Source organism: Streptomyces sp. 351MFTsu5.1 (assembly GCF_000383655.1).
Lineage (GTDB): Bacteria > Actinomycetota > Actinomycetes > Streptomycetales > Streptomycetaceae > Streptomyces > Streptomyces griseorubiginosus.
The window spans coordinates 459,822-475,477 of sequence record NZ_KB911779.1; the positions used below are offsets into that span (position 1 = coordinate 459,822).

Genomic DNA, 15,656 nt, shown 5'->3' on the forward strand with positions numbered 1-15,656 from the left:
GATGGGCTCGGCCCCTCGTGCTGTGTGCCATGCGGCAACAACGCTGTTGTCGCGGCTTCCACCTGCGTGGATGGCAATGACGATGCCGGTGCAGGTGAGGCCGAAACAATGGGGGCCGCGTTTAGTGGGTAGGAGGACGCATTTAGTGGGGGGTGCGACGCATTTAGTGGGTAGTGCCGCCATTAAGATGGGGATCGCCGATGACGTCGGCCCGAGCGGCCCCTGTGCGTGACCGAGGCAGGGCGTCCCGTACAGGACGGTGATGGTATGGCGGCCCAGCAGGGCTCTTCGGGACTTGGCCGGGGCTTCGCGTTCGTCGGTCGCCGCCACGAACTCGACCAGGTGCTCGCCGCCATCCGGCAGCCACCGGCCGTGGTGATGGTCGAGGGCGACGCAGGCATGGGCAAGTCCCGGCTGGTACGCGAAGCCACCACGATCCTCAAGTCGCAAGGCTGGCGGGTGATGACAGGCTTCTGCCACCCGCTGCGCGAGCCCCTGCCGTACGGGCCGGTGATCGACGCGCTCGGCAAGATCGGTCCGTGGCTGCCGGACGCCGCGCTGCCGCCGAGCACCGGGGCGCTGGCTTCGCTGCTCCCGGACCTGGCCGACCGCCTGCCGCCGGCGCCGGGCACGCCGCAGAGCCCGGGCGCCGCCCGCCACCAGCTGATCCAGGCCGTGCGCTCGGTGCTGGCGCACGTCGGACGAGTGATCATGGTCGTCGAGGACCTGCACTGGGCCGACGACGCCACCCGCGACCTGCTCCTGCTGCTCGCCCGCGACCTGCCCGACCAGTTCGCGCTGGTGGGCACCTACCGGGCCGAGGACCTGCCGCCCGGGGCCGCGGCCCTGGGCGCCGCCTACCGTCCGCCGCCCGGCGCCGGCGGCACGGTGATCCGGCTGTCACCGCTGACCGAGAACGATGTGGCCGACCTGGCCGGTGCCGCGCTCGGCGACCAGGCCTCGCCCGAGCTGTGCGCGGCGCTCCACCGCCGCAGCGAGGGGCTGCCGCTGGTTGCCGAGGAAGACCTGATCACGCTACGGGACCAGGGCTGCCGCGACAGCACGGAGCTGGAGCGGGCCGAGGTGCCGGGCGGCCTGCGGGAAGCGGTCAGCGAGCGGCTGACCGCCCTGTCGCCGGCCGGTGCGGCGGTCGTGAACGCGGCGGCCGTACTGGCCGTGCCGTCCAGCGAGACGCTGCTCGCCGAGGTCGCCGCTCTGGGCGGCGACGAGGCCGCGGACGGGCTGGTCGACGCGTTGCGGGCGGCCGTGCTGCGCGAGACCGCAAGCGGCCTCTACGGCTTCCGTCACGTGCTGGCCCAGCAGGTCGCCTACCGGCACATCCCCGGGCCGCACCGCAGGCGCCTGCACCAGCGGGCGATCGACCGCCTCCAGAGCCAGGACCCGCTCCCGCTGGTGCAGATCGCCCACCACACCCTGGCCACCGGCGACCAGAAGGGGTGGCTGGAGCGCATCGAGCAGGCCGCCGACCAGGCCGTCGCCCTGGGCGACACCGGCACCGCCGCCTTCCTCCTGCACCAGATCCTGGACCGGCCCGGAGTGGACACCGAACGGAGGTCCCGGGCCGCGCTCATGCTCGCCCGGATCGTCAGCTACGGCGTCGACTACGCCGTGACCGTCCGCGAGCTGCGGACCGTGCTGGACGATCCGACATTGCCGGACGCCACCCGGGGCGAGATCCGCCTGGGGCTCGGACTGGTCATGCTCATCGTCGACGCCGACCCGGCCGGTTTCCGCGAAATCACCCACGCCGTCGACGAGCTGGCCACACAGCCGCACAAGGCGGCTGTGGCGATGATCAACCTGGCCCTCTACGAGCGGGACGGTGCCGCCGCGCACGCGTGGGAGTGGCAAGGCCGAGCCGAGCGGACCGTCCACGACAGCGCCGACGAGGCGAGCCGGAGAGTGGTCCGGATCAACCGGCTCATCCTGATGGCCCGGGACGGCGATCCCGCCGTCTGGCCGCTGCTGGACCGGCTGCCGCGCCGAGATGCCGCCGGAGCGGTGCTGCGCCACGCCGCCTACGCGCTGTATGCCCTCGCCGAGGTTGCGATGCAGGTCGGCCACGACCGGCGGGCCCGCGCTTTACTGGTCGAGGTCGAGGACTTGGTCGAACACGCAACCCACGGGCGCATCGAGTGCCTCCCCCGCGTTGCGGAGCTACGCCTGGACTGGCTGGCCGGGCGCTGGACCCGGCTGGAGGAGGATTACGCGGCCCTCGCGGATGCCCACCCCGACGTGAAGCAGATCAACGTGGACCGGGCTCTGTGCCGGGGACACCTCGCCCTCGCCCAGGGGCGGCCCTCCCTGGCCCACGACCACTTCGCCACCGCGGCGGCGGTAGCCGACGGCACGAGCGAGGTGGACGTGAGCGTCAGAGTCGCCGCCGCGCTCGCCGGGTTCCGGCTCGCCGAGGGTGCCCCGCAGGCGGCCTGGGCGATCGCCGAACCCGCGCTGTCCACGTTGCGAGGACTCAGGTCCTGGGCTCGGACCCTGGACCTCGTCCCGGTCGCGGCCGAGGCCGCGCTGGCCTGTGGACACCACGCGTTGGTCGAACGACTCGTGGCGGAGGCCGAGTCGGACCTGTGCGACCGCGACGCACCGGCTGCCTCGGCCGAACTGGCGCTGGCCCGAGGCGTGTTGCTCCGTTCCACCGAACCGGCGCGGGCCGCCGAGCACTTCGCCGAGGCGCAGCACAGATGGCAGGACATCGGCCGGCCCTACGAGGCCGCCAAGGCCGCCGAACGCCGAGGTGAAGCCCTGACCTGCTCGTCTCCCGAAGACGCGGCGACCCACCTGGCCGACGCCGCGCGCGGCTTCACCGAGCTCGGCGCGACCGGCGACGCCGCACGCTGCCAACGCCGCCTGCGCAAACTCGGTGCCCGGCCGTCGCAGCGACCCGGGCGTCGCGGCTACGGAACCCAGCTGTCACCCCGTGAACTGGAGATCGCCAAGCTGCTCGCCGACGGCGCCACCAACCAGGACATCGCCCAGGCCCTGTTCCTGTCCCCCCGCACCGTCGAGAAGCACGTGGCCCGCGTCCTGACGAAACTGGGCACCGGCCGGAAGGACATCCACAGCAGCCTGCTCAACTCCGACAGGCCCAGATCCGACGAGCCTGCCTGAGAACGCGTGGGCCTCGCCCTTTTCCGTGCCGGAAGGGCCGTCGGGCGGGTGGTGCTAGGCGGGCCGGGCGGGGGCCCGTAGTTCGACCTGGTATCCGCCCTGTGGAGTGGGTTCCGCGGTGAGGGTGCCGTCCAGCAGGTCGGCGCGTTCCCTCAGGCCGATCAGGCCGTGTCGGGCACTGGGCAGGGCGACACAGGGGCGGGTGGGGGCGGTGTTGGTGACGGTGACGCCGAAGTCCTGCGTGTCGTGCCACAGGCGTACGTCGGCGCGGGCGCCGGGGGCGTGCTTGCGTACGTTCGTGAGGGCTTCCTGGACCGTGCGGTAGACGGTGCGTTGCGCGGTGGTGCTGATGCCGGGCGGGAGGCCGCCGGTCAGGGTGGTCTCGATGCCGCTGTGGGCGACCAGCTGCTGGAGGTCGGCGAGGGTGGGCTGGGGGGTGAGTTCGGTCTCCTTGCCACCGGAGGCACGCAGCAGGGCGACCATGTGGCGGAGTTCGTCGAGGGTGTCCACGCTCAGGGTGCGGATGGTGCGGGCGGCGGCGCGGGCGTCGGGTTCCTTGGCGGCGACCTGGAGGGCTCCGGCCTGTACGGCGATCAGGCTGACCTGGTGGGAGACGACGTCGTGCATCTCGCGGGCGAGCTGGGCGCGTTCGCGGGCGAGGACGGTCTGGGCGTACAGGGCGCGTTCGTGTTCGCGGGCCACTTCGACCTCGACGAGCTGACGGGCCACGTCGTGCCTGGCCTGCACGAGCTGGCCGAACAGGATCGGCGCGAAGGCCGTGGCCAGCGTGTAGACGAACTGGATGAGCGTCCAGGTCCGGTCGCCGGACGTCGGGTCGCCGGGAAACGTGTCGGACAGGGGCCAGGCGAGGGTGGCCGCCGCCGCGTTCAGCAGGGCGCAGCCGGCCAGCAGCGGGCGGTTGCGGGTGTGCGTGGCCAGTGTGTACAGGGCGGAGAGCGGTGCGACCGCCACGTCCATGAACAGGGTCATGGGCAGGGTCAGCAGGAAGACGGTCAGGGGAAAGCGTCTGCGCAGCAGCAGTCCGGCGCAGCCGAGGGCGGCGCAGGCCCACATGAACGGTGTCGCCTCGTCGTAGAGGTTGATCCAGGCGTCGAGCGCGGCGAGCACGACGAGGCCCGCGTCCACCGCCCAGGGCGGCACCCGCCGCCACGGTCCCCGGCCCGTGCTCATCACCTGTGGCCCCGAGCCACATCGGCGCCGTCGCCACCGTCGCCGCCGCCGCCGCCGAGAAGTCCGGCCCGCTCCGCGAGGAGCGCGGCCTGGACGCGGCCGGCGACCCGGAGCTTGGTCAGGATCGAGCTGACGTGGTCCTTGACGGTGCCCGCGCTCAGATGGATGCGGCTGCCGATGTCGGCGTTGGACAGTCCTTCCGCGATCAGGACCAGGACGTCACGTTCGCGGTCGCTGAGCAGCCTCACGCGCGCCGCGTCCGCGTCCTGGGGCCCGCCCGGACCGGGATGACCGCGCAGCAGGGCCCGCGAGGCCTTCGGGGACATCACCACCCCACCCGCGGCCAGGGTGCGTACGAGGTGGGCGAGTTGTCCGGGCTCGGTGTCCTTGAGCAGGAAGCCCGCGGCTCCCGAGCGCAGTGCGGTCACGATGTACTCGTCGGTGTCGAAGGTGGTCAGCATGGCCACCGTGGGCGGCTCCGGCAGCTCCTGGACCTGCCTCAGGACGGTCAGGCCGTCCACGTCCGGCATACGGATGTCGAGGAGCACGACGTCCGGGTGCTCGCGCCGGATCACGTCGGCGGCCTGCGCGCCTGCCGCGGTCGCCACGACCTGGATGCCGTCGGCGGAGTTCAGGATGAGCTCGAACCCGGACCGCACGAGCGCCTCGTCGTCGACCACCACTACCCGGATCACCGCGTCGCCTCACACTCGTCTGCTCTGTCCACCGCTGTCGTCGACACTACGTCCGGCTCGGCGGGCGGCGGCACGGCCACTGCGGACACCCGGCACCTGGCACCTGGCACCCGGCACCCGGCACCCGGCGTGAGATCCCGCCGATCTGCGACCGCCGGCTCAGTGGACCAGTGCGGCCGCCTGCGTGGCGAGGACGTGCACCCCTGCTGCGTAGAACTCGGGACGGACGACGAACAGGGCACCGGCGCCCGCCGCCAGCGCCAGGCCGAGGAATTCCCGCACTTCGCCCTTGCGGGGCGGGACGTCACGGTCCGGCACGCCGACGTCGGCCGACGCCCCCGGAACGGTGCCGGGCTCCTTGTCATGCACGTGTGGTGTCATGTCCCCAGCCTGGACACCCGGGCGCTGTCCGCACATCCGACGACTGTCGGGACCACCCCCGCCGAGTGGCTGGAGACGACAGGCCCGGGGTGGTGGCCGTCGGCGCAACGGTCAACTGCCGGGCCTCCGTCCGCCCGGCTCTCGCCCGTTCTCCAGCAGGGCCGCTCCGAGCGGGGTGAGGGTGTGCAGGACGGTGTTGGCGTGGCGGTGGCTGGTGATCAGGCCGGCGTCGCGCAGTACGGCGGTGTGATGGCTGGCCGTGGTGGGGGTCACGCCGGCCCGGCGGGCGGCCTCGGTGGTGGTGGAGCCGGTCGCACCGGCTCTCAGGATGGCGGCGCGGGTGGGGCCGAGCAGCGCGTTCAGCGGTGGTGAGTCCGTGTGCGGGGTCGTCGTCGGCCGGTGGTGGAGGGGGTAGAGGAGCACGGACGGGAGCCCGGGGTCGGCCAGCGCGACGGGCGCCTGCCAGCAGAAGTAGGAGGGGATCAGGAGCAGGCCCCGCCCGTCGAGGTGGACGTCGCGGTGGTCCGGGTACGGATCGATCTCCAGGACCGGTGGCCGCCAGCGGATCGTGGGGCCCAGTCCGGCCAGCAGGCCTTCGGTCCCCGCGTGGAACAGGGTGTGGGCGTGCCGGGCCCGTTCGGCGTGCAGGCGTTCCTGGATGGACTCCTCGTACGGGGCGATCACGGCCCGGTGGTAGGCGCGCAGGGCGTCCACGAGCTGTGCGCGCAGGTCGGGCTCGGTGAGCCGACGGGTCCAGGCCGGTGCTCCGACGGCCCGGCCGAGCGCGTCCACCTCGCGCGCGACCCGCTCGCACGGAGTCGCCAGAACCGCCTCAAGACCGGCGTCCAGTCCCTGGATGCCCTCCGGCGGTGTCAGGAAGTCCGGGAAGTAGCTGGCGCGGGGGAAGAGCGGCAACAGGAAGGTCTTCACGGTCCGTTCGAGCCCGGTCAGTCGCAGCGCGTCACAGGCGGTGCGGAACCAGGGGGCGTAGGCCCAGCGGCCTTCGCGGGTCTGGAGCCGGTGCAGACTGACCGCGATCTCCCAGAGGGCGTGCGGTTCGGTCGCCACTCTGACTCTGGTGAGGTCCTCGGACGTGAAGTGAAAGCGGAGCATCCGTTTCCCCGTGGAGCGGTGGTGCCGACCTGCGACGTGTCACTGGGCTCGCATGAGCATGACAGCTAGGCGCCGGGCCGGGAAGCATGAATTCCCGCCAGCCGTAGGCCCGTTGGCGCAGTCCACCAGGAAGGTACGACATGATCTCGTCCGCGTTGGAGCACGACCGTACGTCCAGCCGCACCCGTCGGGGCCGCCTGGGTCTCGTCGCCGCGGCGCTCACCCTCGCCACCGCCGCCCTGGGTCTGGTCGCACCGAGTTCCGCGAGCGCCACGGCGCAGGCGTGGGAGTGCAACAGCGGCAACGTGTGCGTCTACAGCGGCAACAACGGCACGGGCAGCCGGTGTTCGTGGAGCAACGCCGACCCGGACTGGTACAGCGGCGACATCCAGTGCTCGTGGGCCGACAACCAGGTCGTCCGGTCGATCTACAACCGCGGCACCTCGTCCTCGTACAACTGGGTCGTCCTCTACACCGGTGCCAACTACACCGGCGACCACTACTGCTGGGCGCAGAACGGCGGCTTCGGCTCGGAGTTCAACACCAAGATCCGCTCCCACCGCTGGCGCTCCACCTGCTCGTGACCGCGTGACGGAGCGGCGGGACCCGGAGTGCCGGGTCCCGCCGATCCGTGGTTCATCCCGGGGTCCGGCCCAGCGCGGACGTCCGTCTACCGGCCCCCGGTCGGCCCCATGCCCGAGTGGCTGACGATCTCCCCGCCGGTCCGCTCGCGGAACTTCCTCAGCGCGTCGATCTTCGCGCTGACGATCCAGCGGGGGCCCACGAGGAAGTCCGCCCGGTACACGGACGCGGACTCCAGCCACGCCTCCTTGAACCGCTCCTCGGGGAAGGTGGTGACGAGATAGTCGACGTCCTCGGTGTGGCAGACGCCCTGGCGCAGTTCGTCCGCCTCGATGCGGATCTTGGCCTTGCAGCCCGTGAGTCCCGCGATGACCTCGACCTTCGCGGGCGCCACGACTCCCGCCCGCACCGCGGAGATCGCGGGGCTCTTCGACGCCTTGCGCTCGCCGGACGCTTCGTCCGCCCCGCCGCCGCAGGCCGCGGTCAGCGGCATCAGGGCGAGCCCGGCACCGACGGCGGCACCACGGGCGAGACGGCGGGTGACGGTGACGGCGGGAGTGCGGCCGGTGCGTGACGGCGGCTGCGGGAGAGGCACGTCGTTTGCTCCGTATCCAGGCGCTGGCGGCCCGATCGGGGACACACGGTCGCCTGGGGGTACGGGTGAACCCCCACGCGCGTTCACCCGCCGCCCCAAAGGCACGCCGCCGTCCCAAAGGCACCCCGCCGCCCCCTCACGCCCGTCAGCCCTCCTGCCCCGGCACCTCCTTCATCCCGTCCACGACCGCCCTCCGGGTGATCGCGACCGTGAAGGTCACCGTCCCCTTCTTGAAGGTGTCGCTCGGCCCGACCTGCACACTGCGCTCCCCCAGGAACGCGTAGGTCTTCTTGTCGAAGATCCACTCCGTGCGCTGCCCGCTCTGCTCGTCGAGCCGCGCGACGGCGACCCCGTGACGGCCGACCGCGTCGACCGCGTCGTTCACCGCGACGACCCCGGGGATCCGGGCGGCGGCCTTGAAGAGCGCGGGGGTGAGCTTCGCGGGCGGGTAGCTCTCGGTCAGCATGTCGCCGATGGCGACGAACGCCGCCTGGTCGCGCGGGACTTCGGGGTCCCGGACGGCGTCCGACTCCTGGTAGATCTTCCGCAGCAGTGCCGCGGGGTCGGTGGGCAGCTTCGCGAGCCGGTCGTAGGCCGAGCTGACCGGGTTCGGTCCGGCCAGGGTGGTGCCGTCCTTGTCCGTGTTGCCGGGTTCGATCAGCCAGCCGTCGCGGCCGTCGGGGGACTGCCAGACCTGACGGGAGTGCAGCTTCTGGCTCACGATCGTGGTCTTGTCACCGACGGTCCTGGGATAGGTGCTGGCGACCTTGGACGCGATGTAGAGGAACTGGTCGGCCCGCACGGTGGTTTCGGAGGTGTCGGCGGCGGCCAGGGCGATGTGGTCGAGCAGCGGCTCGGCGCCCCGGGCGTCGGCGGCGCCGATCCGGGTCGTCAGCACGGGTCCGGCGGCCGGGGAGGTGCCGGCGTCCCCGCCGCCGGTCAGGGCGACACCGCCCACCACCGCGCCGGCCAGGGCGCAGGCCAGGGCGGGCAGCAGGACCGCGCGGCGCAGGAACGGGCGGGAACGGGCGGGGGCGGCTCCGGCCGACGGGGTGTCACGCGCGGCAACGGCCGGGGCGACGGCGGTCGTACGAAGGTCCTCGTGGATCCGGGCCATCATCTGCTCCTTGTGGAACTGGTGGCGGCCCGCCGGCAGGTCCCGCTCCTCGGCGGACAGCAGACCCTGGGTCTCCGTCCACTCGGCCGGGTGCGGCTGGGAGGGGCTGGCGTTCATCGGTTTCCTTCCTGTGCGGACCGGATCACATAGTCGCGATCACCCTTTGTCTGCCGGTTCGTCCGGGTGAGTTCCCGTTTTTTTCGCGCCGGTTGAGCCGCCGGTTGAGCCAGTTCCGCCTCGGCCAGCTTCCGCAGCCGGCCGCGGGCCCGGGAGAGCCGGGAGCGGACGGTCCCGACGGGGATGCCGAGGGCGCGGGCCGCGTCGGCGTACTCCAGGCCCTCCCACAGACACAGCACGAGGACCTCACGCTCGGGGCGTCTCAGTGCGGCGAGCGCGGTCACGGTGGCGGCGATCCGGCGCCGGTCGTCCACGCGCCCGGCGGTCTCGTCCGCGTGGTCGGCGATCTCCGGGACACCCGCCGCGGCCACCGCTCCGGCCGCCGCGCGGTAGCGCCGGTTGCCGCGGCAGTGGGAGCGGGCGACGTTGGTGGCGATGCCGAACAGCCACGGCCGCAGCGACCCCCCGTCGGCGTCGACGGAGGTCCGGCGCCGCCAGGCCTCCATGAAGGTGGCCGACATGACGTCCTCGGCCACGGACCAGTCGGCGGTCAGCCGGAAGGCGTGGTTGTACACCGAGCGGGCGCACTGGTCGTAGAGCTCCGCGAAGGCGTCCGGATCTCCGGCCCGTATCCGGGTTCGCATATCTGTGGTCACGTCCTCAACTGCGCGCCCGGATCGCCGAGTTCCAGTGACACACGTCACACTCGCCCATCACGCACCTGTCAATGTTGTGCACTTTATTGACGGCAGTCACCAGACAGCCTAATTTCACGGTGTCCTTCCCCCGCTCAAGGGAGAGCGAGATGCCCCCGTCCCCCACCGCATCCGACCGCACCCGCCAGCTCCGCCGAGTCGCCCTCTCCGGTCTGCTCGGCACCGCAGTCGAGTTCTACGACTTCCTCGTCTACGGCACGGTCGCGGCCCTCGTCTTCGGCGAACTGTTCTTCCCCGGCGCCGACCCCGCCGTCGGCACCATCGCCGCGTTCGGCACCTTCGCCGCCGGATACGTGGCCCGCCCCATCGGCGGCATCGTCTTCGGACACTTCGGCGACCGCCTCGGCCGCAAGAAGATGCTGCTGCTCACCATGGGCCTGATGGGCGGCGCCAGCTTCCTCATCGGCCTGCTGCCCACCTACGACACCATCGGCGTGTGGGCGCCCGTCCTGCTGATCACCCTGCGCGTGGTCCAGGGCATCGCCATCGGCGGTGAGTGGGGCGGCGCGACCCTGATGGTCGTGGAGCACGCGGGCGAGAAGCGCCGTGGTCTGTGGTCCAGCTTCACCCAGATGGGAGCCCCGCTCGGCTCCCTGATCTCCGCCGCCGTCGTCGCCCTGGTCTCCACCCTCCCCAAGGACCAGTTCGCGGCCTGGGGCTGGCGGGTGCCGTTCCTGCTGAGCGTGCTGCTGCTCGGCGTCGGCCTGTTCGTCCGCCTCCAGGTGGTCGAGAGCCCGCTGTTCGCCGAGGTGAAGAAGGAGCGCGCGGAGTCCCGGCTGCCGATCCTCGACGTCCTCAAGCGCCCCCGTCCCGTCCTGCTGGCCTGCTGCGTCGGCATCGGCGCCTTCACCGCCCAGTCCCTGCTGACCAGTTACCTCATCTCGTACGCCACCGGCATCGGCCACCCCCGCCCGCAGGTGCTCACCGCGCTCACCGTCTCCGCCGCGGTCGCCCTGGTCGTGCTGCCGTGCGCCTCCGCACTCTCGGACCGGATCGGCCGCCGCCCGGTCGTCCTCGCCGGCGCGCTCCTCTCCGCCGCGACCGCCTTCCCCGTCCTGGCACTGGTCGACCGGAAGTCCTCGGGGGCGCTGATCCTGGCCGTCGTCATCGGCCACGGCATCTCCCAGTCGCTGATGTACGGCCCGCTCGGCGCCCTGTTCAGCGAGATGTTCGGCACCCGGGTCCGCTACACCGGCGCCTCCCTCGGCTACCAGGGCGCCACCCTGGTCGGCGCCGGCTTCTCCCCGCTGATCGCCACGAGCCTGGTCGCGAGCAGCGGCAACGGCACCCCGGTCGCCCTGCTGCTGTGCGGCGGCTCGCTGATCACCGCGCTGACGGTGTTCCTGGTCCGCGAGACGAGCCGGACCTCCCTCACCGACCCGGCGCCCGAACTCCCCACCCCCCACACCGAGGAGATCACCGCATGAGGCCCAGCACCCGCATCGCCTGCGCGGCCGCACTGCTGCTCACCCTCACCACCGCACCGGCGGCCACGGCGGCCGCCGACCCGGCAACCACCCACGTGGACGGCCGACTCCCCTCCGGGGCCACGTACATGATGGACGTCCCCACCACCTGGAACGGCACCGTCCTCCTCTTCAGCCACGGCTACGCCACCGGCCCCGCCAACCCCGCCCAGGACGCCCCGAGCGCCGCCGCCCAGTCCCTGCTCCTCCAGCAGGGTTACGCCCTCGTCGGCTCCTCCTACGCCAGCACCGGCTGGGCGGTCACCGACGCGGTCCCCGACCAACTGGCCACCCTGAAGACCTTCACCGACCGCTTCGGCGAGGCCTCCCGCACCATCGCGTGGGGATCGTCGTACGGCGGCCTGGTCACCACCGCGATCGCCGAACGCGCCCCGGACGAGATCGACGGCTCGATCTCCATGTGCGGCCTGGTCCAGGGCGGCGTGGCCAACTGGAACAACACCCTGGACCCGGCCTTCGCCCTCAAGACGCTCCTGGGCTCCGACGTCCCCCTCGTCGGCCTCCCGACGCAGCAGGCCGCCACCGACGCGGCCAACACCCTCACCGCCGCGGTCGACTCCGCCCAGTCGACGGCCGAGGGCCGGGCCCGGATCGCCCTCGCCGCCGCCCTCCACAACATCCCGGTCTGGAACGCCACCGCCCAGACCCGCCCCGCCCCCACCGACTGGGACGCCCAGCAGGCCAACCAGTACGACGCGGTCAAGGGCCTGTTGAAGATCGCCGCCTTCAACCGGCGCCAGGAGGCCGAGGTCCGCGCGGGCGGCAACATGTCCTGGAACACCGGCGTCGACTACACCCGGCTCCTCGCCGAGTCCTCCGTCCGCAAGGAGGTCACCGAGCTGTACAAGAAGGCCGGCCTCTCCCTGCGCAAGGACCTCGCGGCCCTGAACCGCGCCCCGCGCATCAGCGCCGACCCGAAGGCCGCCGACTGGATGAGCCGCACCAGCAGCTTCACCGGCAAGCTGGCCAAGCCCCAGCTCACCATCCACACCATCGGCGACCCCCTGGTCCCCGTCCAGACGGAGAGCGCCCTGAAGCGGGCGGTCACGGCGGCCGGTTCCGGCTCCCTGCTGCGCCAGGCGTACGTCGACAACGCCGGCCACTGCACCTTCAGCCCCGCCGAACAGCTCGCCGCCCTGCACACCCTGGAGGACCGCCTGACCACCGGCACCTGGCAGGGCACCGACCCGGCGTCCCTCAACGCCCGCGCCACCGCGGCCGACCCCACCACCCCCACGCGCTACGTCCGGTACCGCCCCACCGCCTACCTGCGCCCGTACGACCTTGCCCACCCCGCCGACCGCCGATGACCTCGTACGACCGCCTGCCGCACGGTCGGTGGGCGGTCGTACGCTTGCCCCCGTGGAGGACGACGACATCCTGGACACCGCGGAGGGGCCGCAGTCACGCCCGCAGTCGCTCATGCTCACCTTCTTCGGCAACCACGTCCTGGAGGAGGGAGACCTGGCCGTCTACTCGGGCAGCATCATCGACGTCCTGGGCCGCGTGGGCGTGGGCGAACAGGCCGTACGCTCCACCCTCACCCGCATGGTCAACCGGGGCCTGCTCCAGCGGCAGCGCGAGGGGCGCAAGATGTTCTTCGGCCTGACCCCGCAGGCCACGCGTGTCCTGATCGACGGCCGGACCCGGATCTGGGAGCAGGGTGCCGTCAACGACGACTGGGACGGCTCCTGGACCCTGCTCGGCTTCTCCCTGCCCGACTCCTGGAAGCGCCAGCGCCACGACCTGCGCTCCCGGCTGACCTGGTCCGGCTTCGGCGCCCTGTACAGCGGCCTGTGGATCGCTCCGGGCGAGGTGGACGTCTCCGCGGTGGTCGCCGAACTCGGCCTCACCGCGCACGTGAAGATCTTCCACGCGCGGGCCGCCGAGGTGACCGACATCGAGCAGATGATCAGCGACACCTGGGACCTGGACTCCATCGCCGCCCGCTACGTCACCTTCGACAAGCGCTGGAGCGACCGGCTGGGCCACGCCCCCGACGCCGACCCGATCGGCACCCGGCTCCGCCTGGTCAGCGAGTGGCTGTGGACCATCCGCACCGACCCGAGACTCCCGGCCCGCCACCTTCCCCCCACCTGGCCGGCCCACACGGCCCAGGACACCTTCTACAAGGTCGCCAAACAAACCCACCCGGCCCTGCAGGCGGCCCGGACGTCCCTGGAGACGGTCCCGCTGCGCTGAGCTTGGGCGGGGCGCCTAGAGGGGTGCCGGGTTCGGTTGTTCGGCGGGTGCGGGTCCGTTGTGGCTGGTCGCGCAGTTCCCCGCGCCCCTAGGGAGTTGCAGTCACGCCCGCCCCACCGAGCCGCAGACGCAACACCGCTCAACCGCCGGACGCATCCCCACCCACCGTGAACCCGATCACCGTCCCGCCCCCGTCCCGGGAGAACGCGAACGGCGCTCCGCCGTGCGACAGCGCAACCTCACGCACGATGGACAACCCCAGCCCCGACCCCGGCAGGGACCGCGCATCCGCGGCCCGGAAGAACCGGTCGAACACCCGCACGAGATCCGCGTCCGCGATCCCCGGCCCCCGGTCGAGGACCTCCACCCGCACCGGCCCCGCCACCGTGAACCCGGACACTGAGATCTCGATCGGCGCAGACCCCTCCCGGTCGAACTTCGCCGCGTTCTCGACCAGGTTGGACACCGCCCGCTGGAGCATCCCCGGCCGACCGTCCGTCACCGTCGACCCCTTCGCGTGGACCACGATCTCCCGCCCGGTCCGCCGCCGGGCCAGCCCCGCCACGTCCTCGGCGACATCCGCGAGATCCACCCGCTGCGGCGGCTCGTTGTCCGACTGCCCCGCCGCGAGGTCGACCAGCTCGTTGACGAGGTCGGTCAGCTCGCGCGCCTCCTGCGTGAGATCGGCGACCAGTTCCTCTCGGGTCGAGGGCGGCAGCTCGTCGATCCGCCGCAGCAGCGAGATGTTCGTACGCAGCGAGGTGAGCGGCGTCCGCAGCTCGTGCCCCGCGTCCTGCACCAGCCGCCGCTGGTCCTCCTCGGACTGCGCGAGCCGCCCCAGCATCCGGTCGAAGGCCCGCCCCAGCCGCCCCACCTCGTCGTACCCGGTGACCGGCACCTCGATCTCCAGTCGGCGGGTCCGGGCCACGTCCTCCGCGGCGGAGGTGAGGAGCACCAGCCGCCGGGTGATCCGCCGGGCCAGCCACCAGCCGAACAGCCCGGCCCCGATCACCACCGCGGCCATGAGCAGAAACGTCCGCTGCTGGAGCGCCCGCAGCAGATCCTCGGTGTCGCTGAACTCCTGGGCGACCTGCACGGCCCCCCGCCCCCCGCCGAGGGAGACGGTGGCGATCCGGTACACGTCGCTGCCGACCGAGACCTCCTTGTGCAGCACCATCCGCCCGGCGACCCGCGCACCCGCGATGTCCCGGTCCCCGGCGGTGACGGGCAGTCCCGGCCGCCCGGGGTCGGCGACCGCCCCGGTGGCCCCGAGCACCTGCACATCCGTACGGGCGGGCCGCACCAGGTCGTGCCCGGGCGCCGAGGACGAGAAGTCCTCCGTCGCCATCCGCTGCTGGCGGACCTCACCGCGCAGATCCTGCACGACCTGGTCGAACACGGACTCCTGGTCGACCCGCACCAGACGGGCCGCGGCGCTGTAGGACAGCACACCCACGAGAACGGTCACCGCGGCCGTCACCGCGGCGAAGGACACCACGAACGTGGTCCGCAGGGACAGCAGCCGGGGCCGCGGCCGGGCCCAGAGTTGAGCCAGCCGCCCCACTCAGTCCTCCCGGAGCACGTAACCCACGCCGCGCACCGTGTGGATCAGCTGCGGCGCGCCGGGTTCGTCGAGCTTGCGGCGCAGGTAGCCGACGTAGACGGCGAGGTTCTTGGAGCCGGGCCCGAAGTCGTAGCCCCAGATCCGGTCGTAGATCGTGGAGTGGTCGAGGACGATGCCCGCGTTGCGCACCAGCAGTTCCAGGAGCTCGAACTCGGTGCGGGTCAGCTCCAGCTCGCGGTTCCCGCGCCAGGCCCGCCGCGCCTGGATGTCCATGCGCAGCCCGGCCGCCTCGATCCGCCCCGCGGGCAGTTCGGGCGCCACGGCCTTGGGCGCCGCGCCGACCGGGGCCATCCCGTCGGGGCTGGTCCGCCGCAGCAGGGCGCGCAGCCGGGCGAAGACCTCCTCGACGTCGAAGGGCTTGACCACGTAGTCGTCGGCGCCCGCGTCGAGGCCGGCGATCCGGTCCTGGGTCTCCACGAGCGCCGTGAGCATGAGGATGGGTGTGCGGTCGCCCTCGGCGCGCAGCACCCGGCAGACCTGGAGTCCGTCGATGCCGGGCATCATCACGTCGAGGACGAGCACGTCCGGCGGCGTCCTGTGGGCCTGCGCCAGCGCCTCCACCCCGTCGGCGACCGCGGTGACCTGGTAGCCCTCCAGGATCAGGGCGCGCTCCAGGGCGTGACGGATGGCGCGGTCGTCTTCGGCGAGCAGCACGTTTTGGGGCACCCCCTCAGTGTGCCGTGCCCGCCGAG

Annotated in this window: 14 protein-coding genes; 5 read left to right on the forward strand and 9 right to left on the reverse strand. The window is 72.5% G+C overall.

The window, feature by feature from the left end; translation table 11 throughout:
• Window positions 1-267 precede the first annotated feature (267 nt).
• A complete protein-coding gene (locus H295_RS0114175) occupies window positions 268-3,144 on the forward strand; it encodes an ATP-binding protein (RefSeq protein ID WP_020135995.1) in 2,877 nt (958 codons plus the stop codon).
• A gap of 54 nt (window positions 3,145-3,198) precedes the next feature.
• On the opposite strand, the gene H295_RS0114180 is transcribed toward H295_RS0114175, so the two are convergent.
• From H295_RS0114180 to H295_RS0114195, 4 genes are all read right to left on the reverse strand, one after another.
• Window positions 3,199-4,335, reverse strand: a complete 1,137-nt coding sequence (locus tag H295_RS0114180; RefSeq protein WP_020135996.1) for a sensor histidine kinase — start codon at window positions 4,333-4,335, stop codon at window positions 3,199-3,201.
• Window positions 4,335-5,018: a response regulator gene (locus H295_RS0114185; RefSeq protein ID WP_020135997.1), complete on the reverse strand. Its 684-nt coding sequence runs from the start codon at window positions 5,016-5,018 to the stop codon at window positions 4,335-4,337. The genes H295_RS0114180 and H295_RS0114185 overlap by 1 nt, the downstream gene beginning before the upstream one ends.
• A gap of 171 nt (window positions 5,019-5,189) precedes the next feature.
• Entirely contained in the window at window positions 5,190-5,411 is a 222-nt protein-coding gene (locus tag H295_RS0114190) for a hypothetical protein (protein ID WP_158691048.1), read from the reverse strand.
• Window positions 5,412-5,522: 111 nt separating this feature from the next.
• On the reverse strand, window positions 5,523-6,524 hold the full coding sequence (locus tag H295_RS0114195; protein WP_020135999.1) for an ArsR/SmtB family transcription factor: 1,002 nt from the start codon (window positions 6,522-6,524) through the stop codon (window positions 5,523-5,525).
• A 140-nt stretch (window positions 6,525-6,664) separates the two neighbouring features.
• Here H295_RS0114195 and H295_RS0114200 point away from each other — a divergent pair, with 140 nt between their 5' ends.
• Window positions 6,665-7,108 carry a peptidase inhibitor family I36 protein gene (locus H295_RS0114200; RefSeq protein WP_020136000.1) on the forward strand — a complete coding sequence of 148 codons (444 nt, stop codon included), beginning with the start codon at window positions 6,665-6,667 and terminating at the stop codon, window positions 7,106-7,108.
• A gap of 86 nt (window positions 7,109-7,194) precedes the next feature.
• Here the strand turns inward: H295_RS0114200 and H295_RS0114205 are convergent, their stop codons facing one another.
• The 3 genes from H295_RS0114205 to H295_RS0114215 form a co-directional block, all read right to left on the reverse strand.
• The gene (locus tag H295_RS0114205; protein WP_020136001.1) at window positions 7,195-7,701 is read right to left on the reverse strand and encodes a hypothetical protein; all 507 of its coding nucleotides are present in this window, start codon (window positions 7,699-7,701) and stop codon (window positions 7,195-7,197) included.
• Window positions 7,702-7,846: 145 nt separating this feature from the next.
• Window positions 7,847-8,935, reverse strand: a complete 1,089-nt coding sequence (locus H295_RS0114210; protein WP_020136002.1) for a CU044_5270 family protein — start codon at window positions 8,933-8,935, stop codon at window positions 7,847-7,849.
• Window positions 8,932-9,579, reverse strand: a complete 648-nt coding sequence (locus tag H295_RS0114215) for an RNA polymerase sigma factor (protein ID WP_020136003.1) — start codon at window positions 9,577-9,579, stop codon at window positions 8,932-8,934. The genes H295_RS0114210 and H295_RS0114215 overlap by 4 nt, the downstream gene beginning before the upstream one ends.
• Before the next feature lie 161 nt (window positions 9,580-9,740).
• Between H295_RS0114215 and H295_RS0114220 the strand changes: the two genes are divergently transcribed.
• The 3 genes from H295_RS0114220 to H295_RS0114230 are packed head-to-tail and all read left to right on the forward strand — an operon-like array spanning window position 9,741 to window position 13,340.
• Window positions 9,741-11,078: an MFS transporter gene (locus H295_RS0114220; protein ID WP_020136004.1), complete on the forward strand. Its 1,338-nt coding sequence runs from the start codon at window positions 9,741-9,743 to the stop codon at window positions 11,076-11,078.
• The gene (locus tag H295_RS0114225; RefSeq protein WP_020136005.1) at window positions 11,075-12,448 is read left to right on the forward strand and encodes an alpha/beta hydrolase family protein; all 1,374 of its coding nucleotides are present in this window, start codon (window positions 11,075-11,077) and stop codon (window positions 12,446-12,448) included. The genes H295_RS0114220 and H295_RS0114225 overlap by 4 nt, the downstream gene beginning before the upstream one ends.
• A 52-nt stretch (window positions 12,449-12,500) precedes the next feature.
• Window positions 12,501-13,340, forward strand: coding sequence for a PaaX family transcriptional regulator C-terminal domain-containing protein (locus tag H295_RS0114230; protein WP_020136006.1), 840 nt, complete (start codon window positions 12,501-12,503; stop codon window positions 13,338-13,340).
• Between the two features lie 139 nt (window positions 13,341-13,479).
• On the opposite strand, the gene H295_RS0114235 is transcribed toward H295_RS0114230, so the two are convergent.
• Together H295_RS0114235 and H295_RS0114240 are read right to left on the reverse strand one after the other, a co-directional pair.
• Complete coding sequence (locus tag H295_RS0114235; RefSeq protein WP_020136007.1) at window positions 13,480-14,904, reverse strand: sensor histidine kinase; 1,425 nt, start codon at window positions 14,902-14,904, stop codon at window positions 13,480-13,482.
• Entirely contained in the window at window positions 14,905-15,630 is a 726-nt protein-coding gene (locus tag H295_RS0114240) for a response regulator transcription factor (RefSeq protein WP_199788584.1), read from the reverse strand.
• Between the last annotated feature and the right edge of the window lie 26 nt (window positions 15,631-15,656).

Coding starts and splice junctions, on each gene's coding strand:
- H295_RS0114175 (WP_020135995.1), top strand. CDS start 268: ATGGCGGCCCAGCAGGGCTCTTCGGGACTTGGCCGGGGCTTCGCGTTC.
- H295_RS0114180 (WP_020135996.1), bottom strand. CDS start 4,335: ATGAGCACGGGCCGGGGACCGTGGCGGCGGGTGCCGCCCTGGGCGGTG.
- H295_RS0114190 (WP_158691048.1), bottom strand. CDS start 5,411: ATGACACCACACGTGCATGACAAGGAGCCCGGCACCGTTCCGGGGGCG.
- H295_RS0114195 (WP_020135999.1), bottom strand. CDS start 6,524: ATGCTCCGCTTTCACTTCACGTCCGAGGACCTCACCAGAGTCAGAGTG.
- H295_RS0114200 (WP_020136000.1), top strand. CDS start 6,665: ATGATCTCGTCCGCGTTGGAGCACGACCGTACGTCCAGCCGCACCCGT.
- H295_RS0114210 (WP_020136002.1), bottom strand. CDS start 8,935: ATGAACGCCAGCCCCTCCCAGCCGCACCCGGCCGAGTGGACGGAGACC.
- H295_RS0114215 (WP_020136003.1), bottom strand. CDS start 9,579: ATGCGAACCCGGATACGGGCCGGAGATCCGGACGCCTTCGCGGAGCTC.
- H295_RS0114220 (WP_020136004.1), top strand. CDS start 9,741: ATGCCCCCGTCCCCCACCGCATCCGACCGCACCCGCCAGCTCCGCCGA.
- H295_RS0114225 (WP_020136005.1), top strand. CDS start 11,075: ATGAGGCCCAGCACCCGCATCGCCTGCGCGGCCGCACTGCTGCTCACC.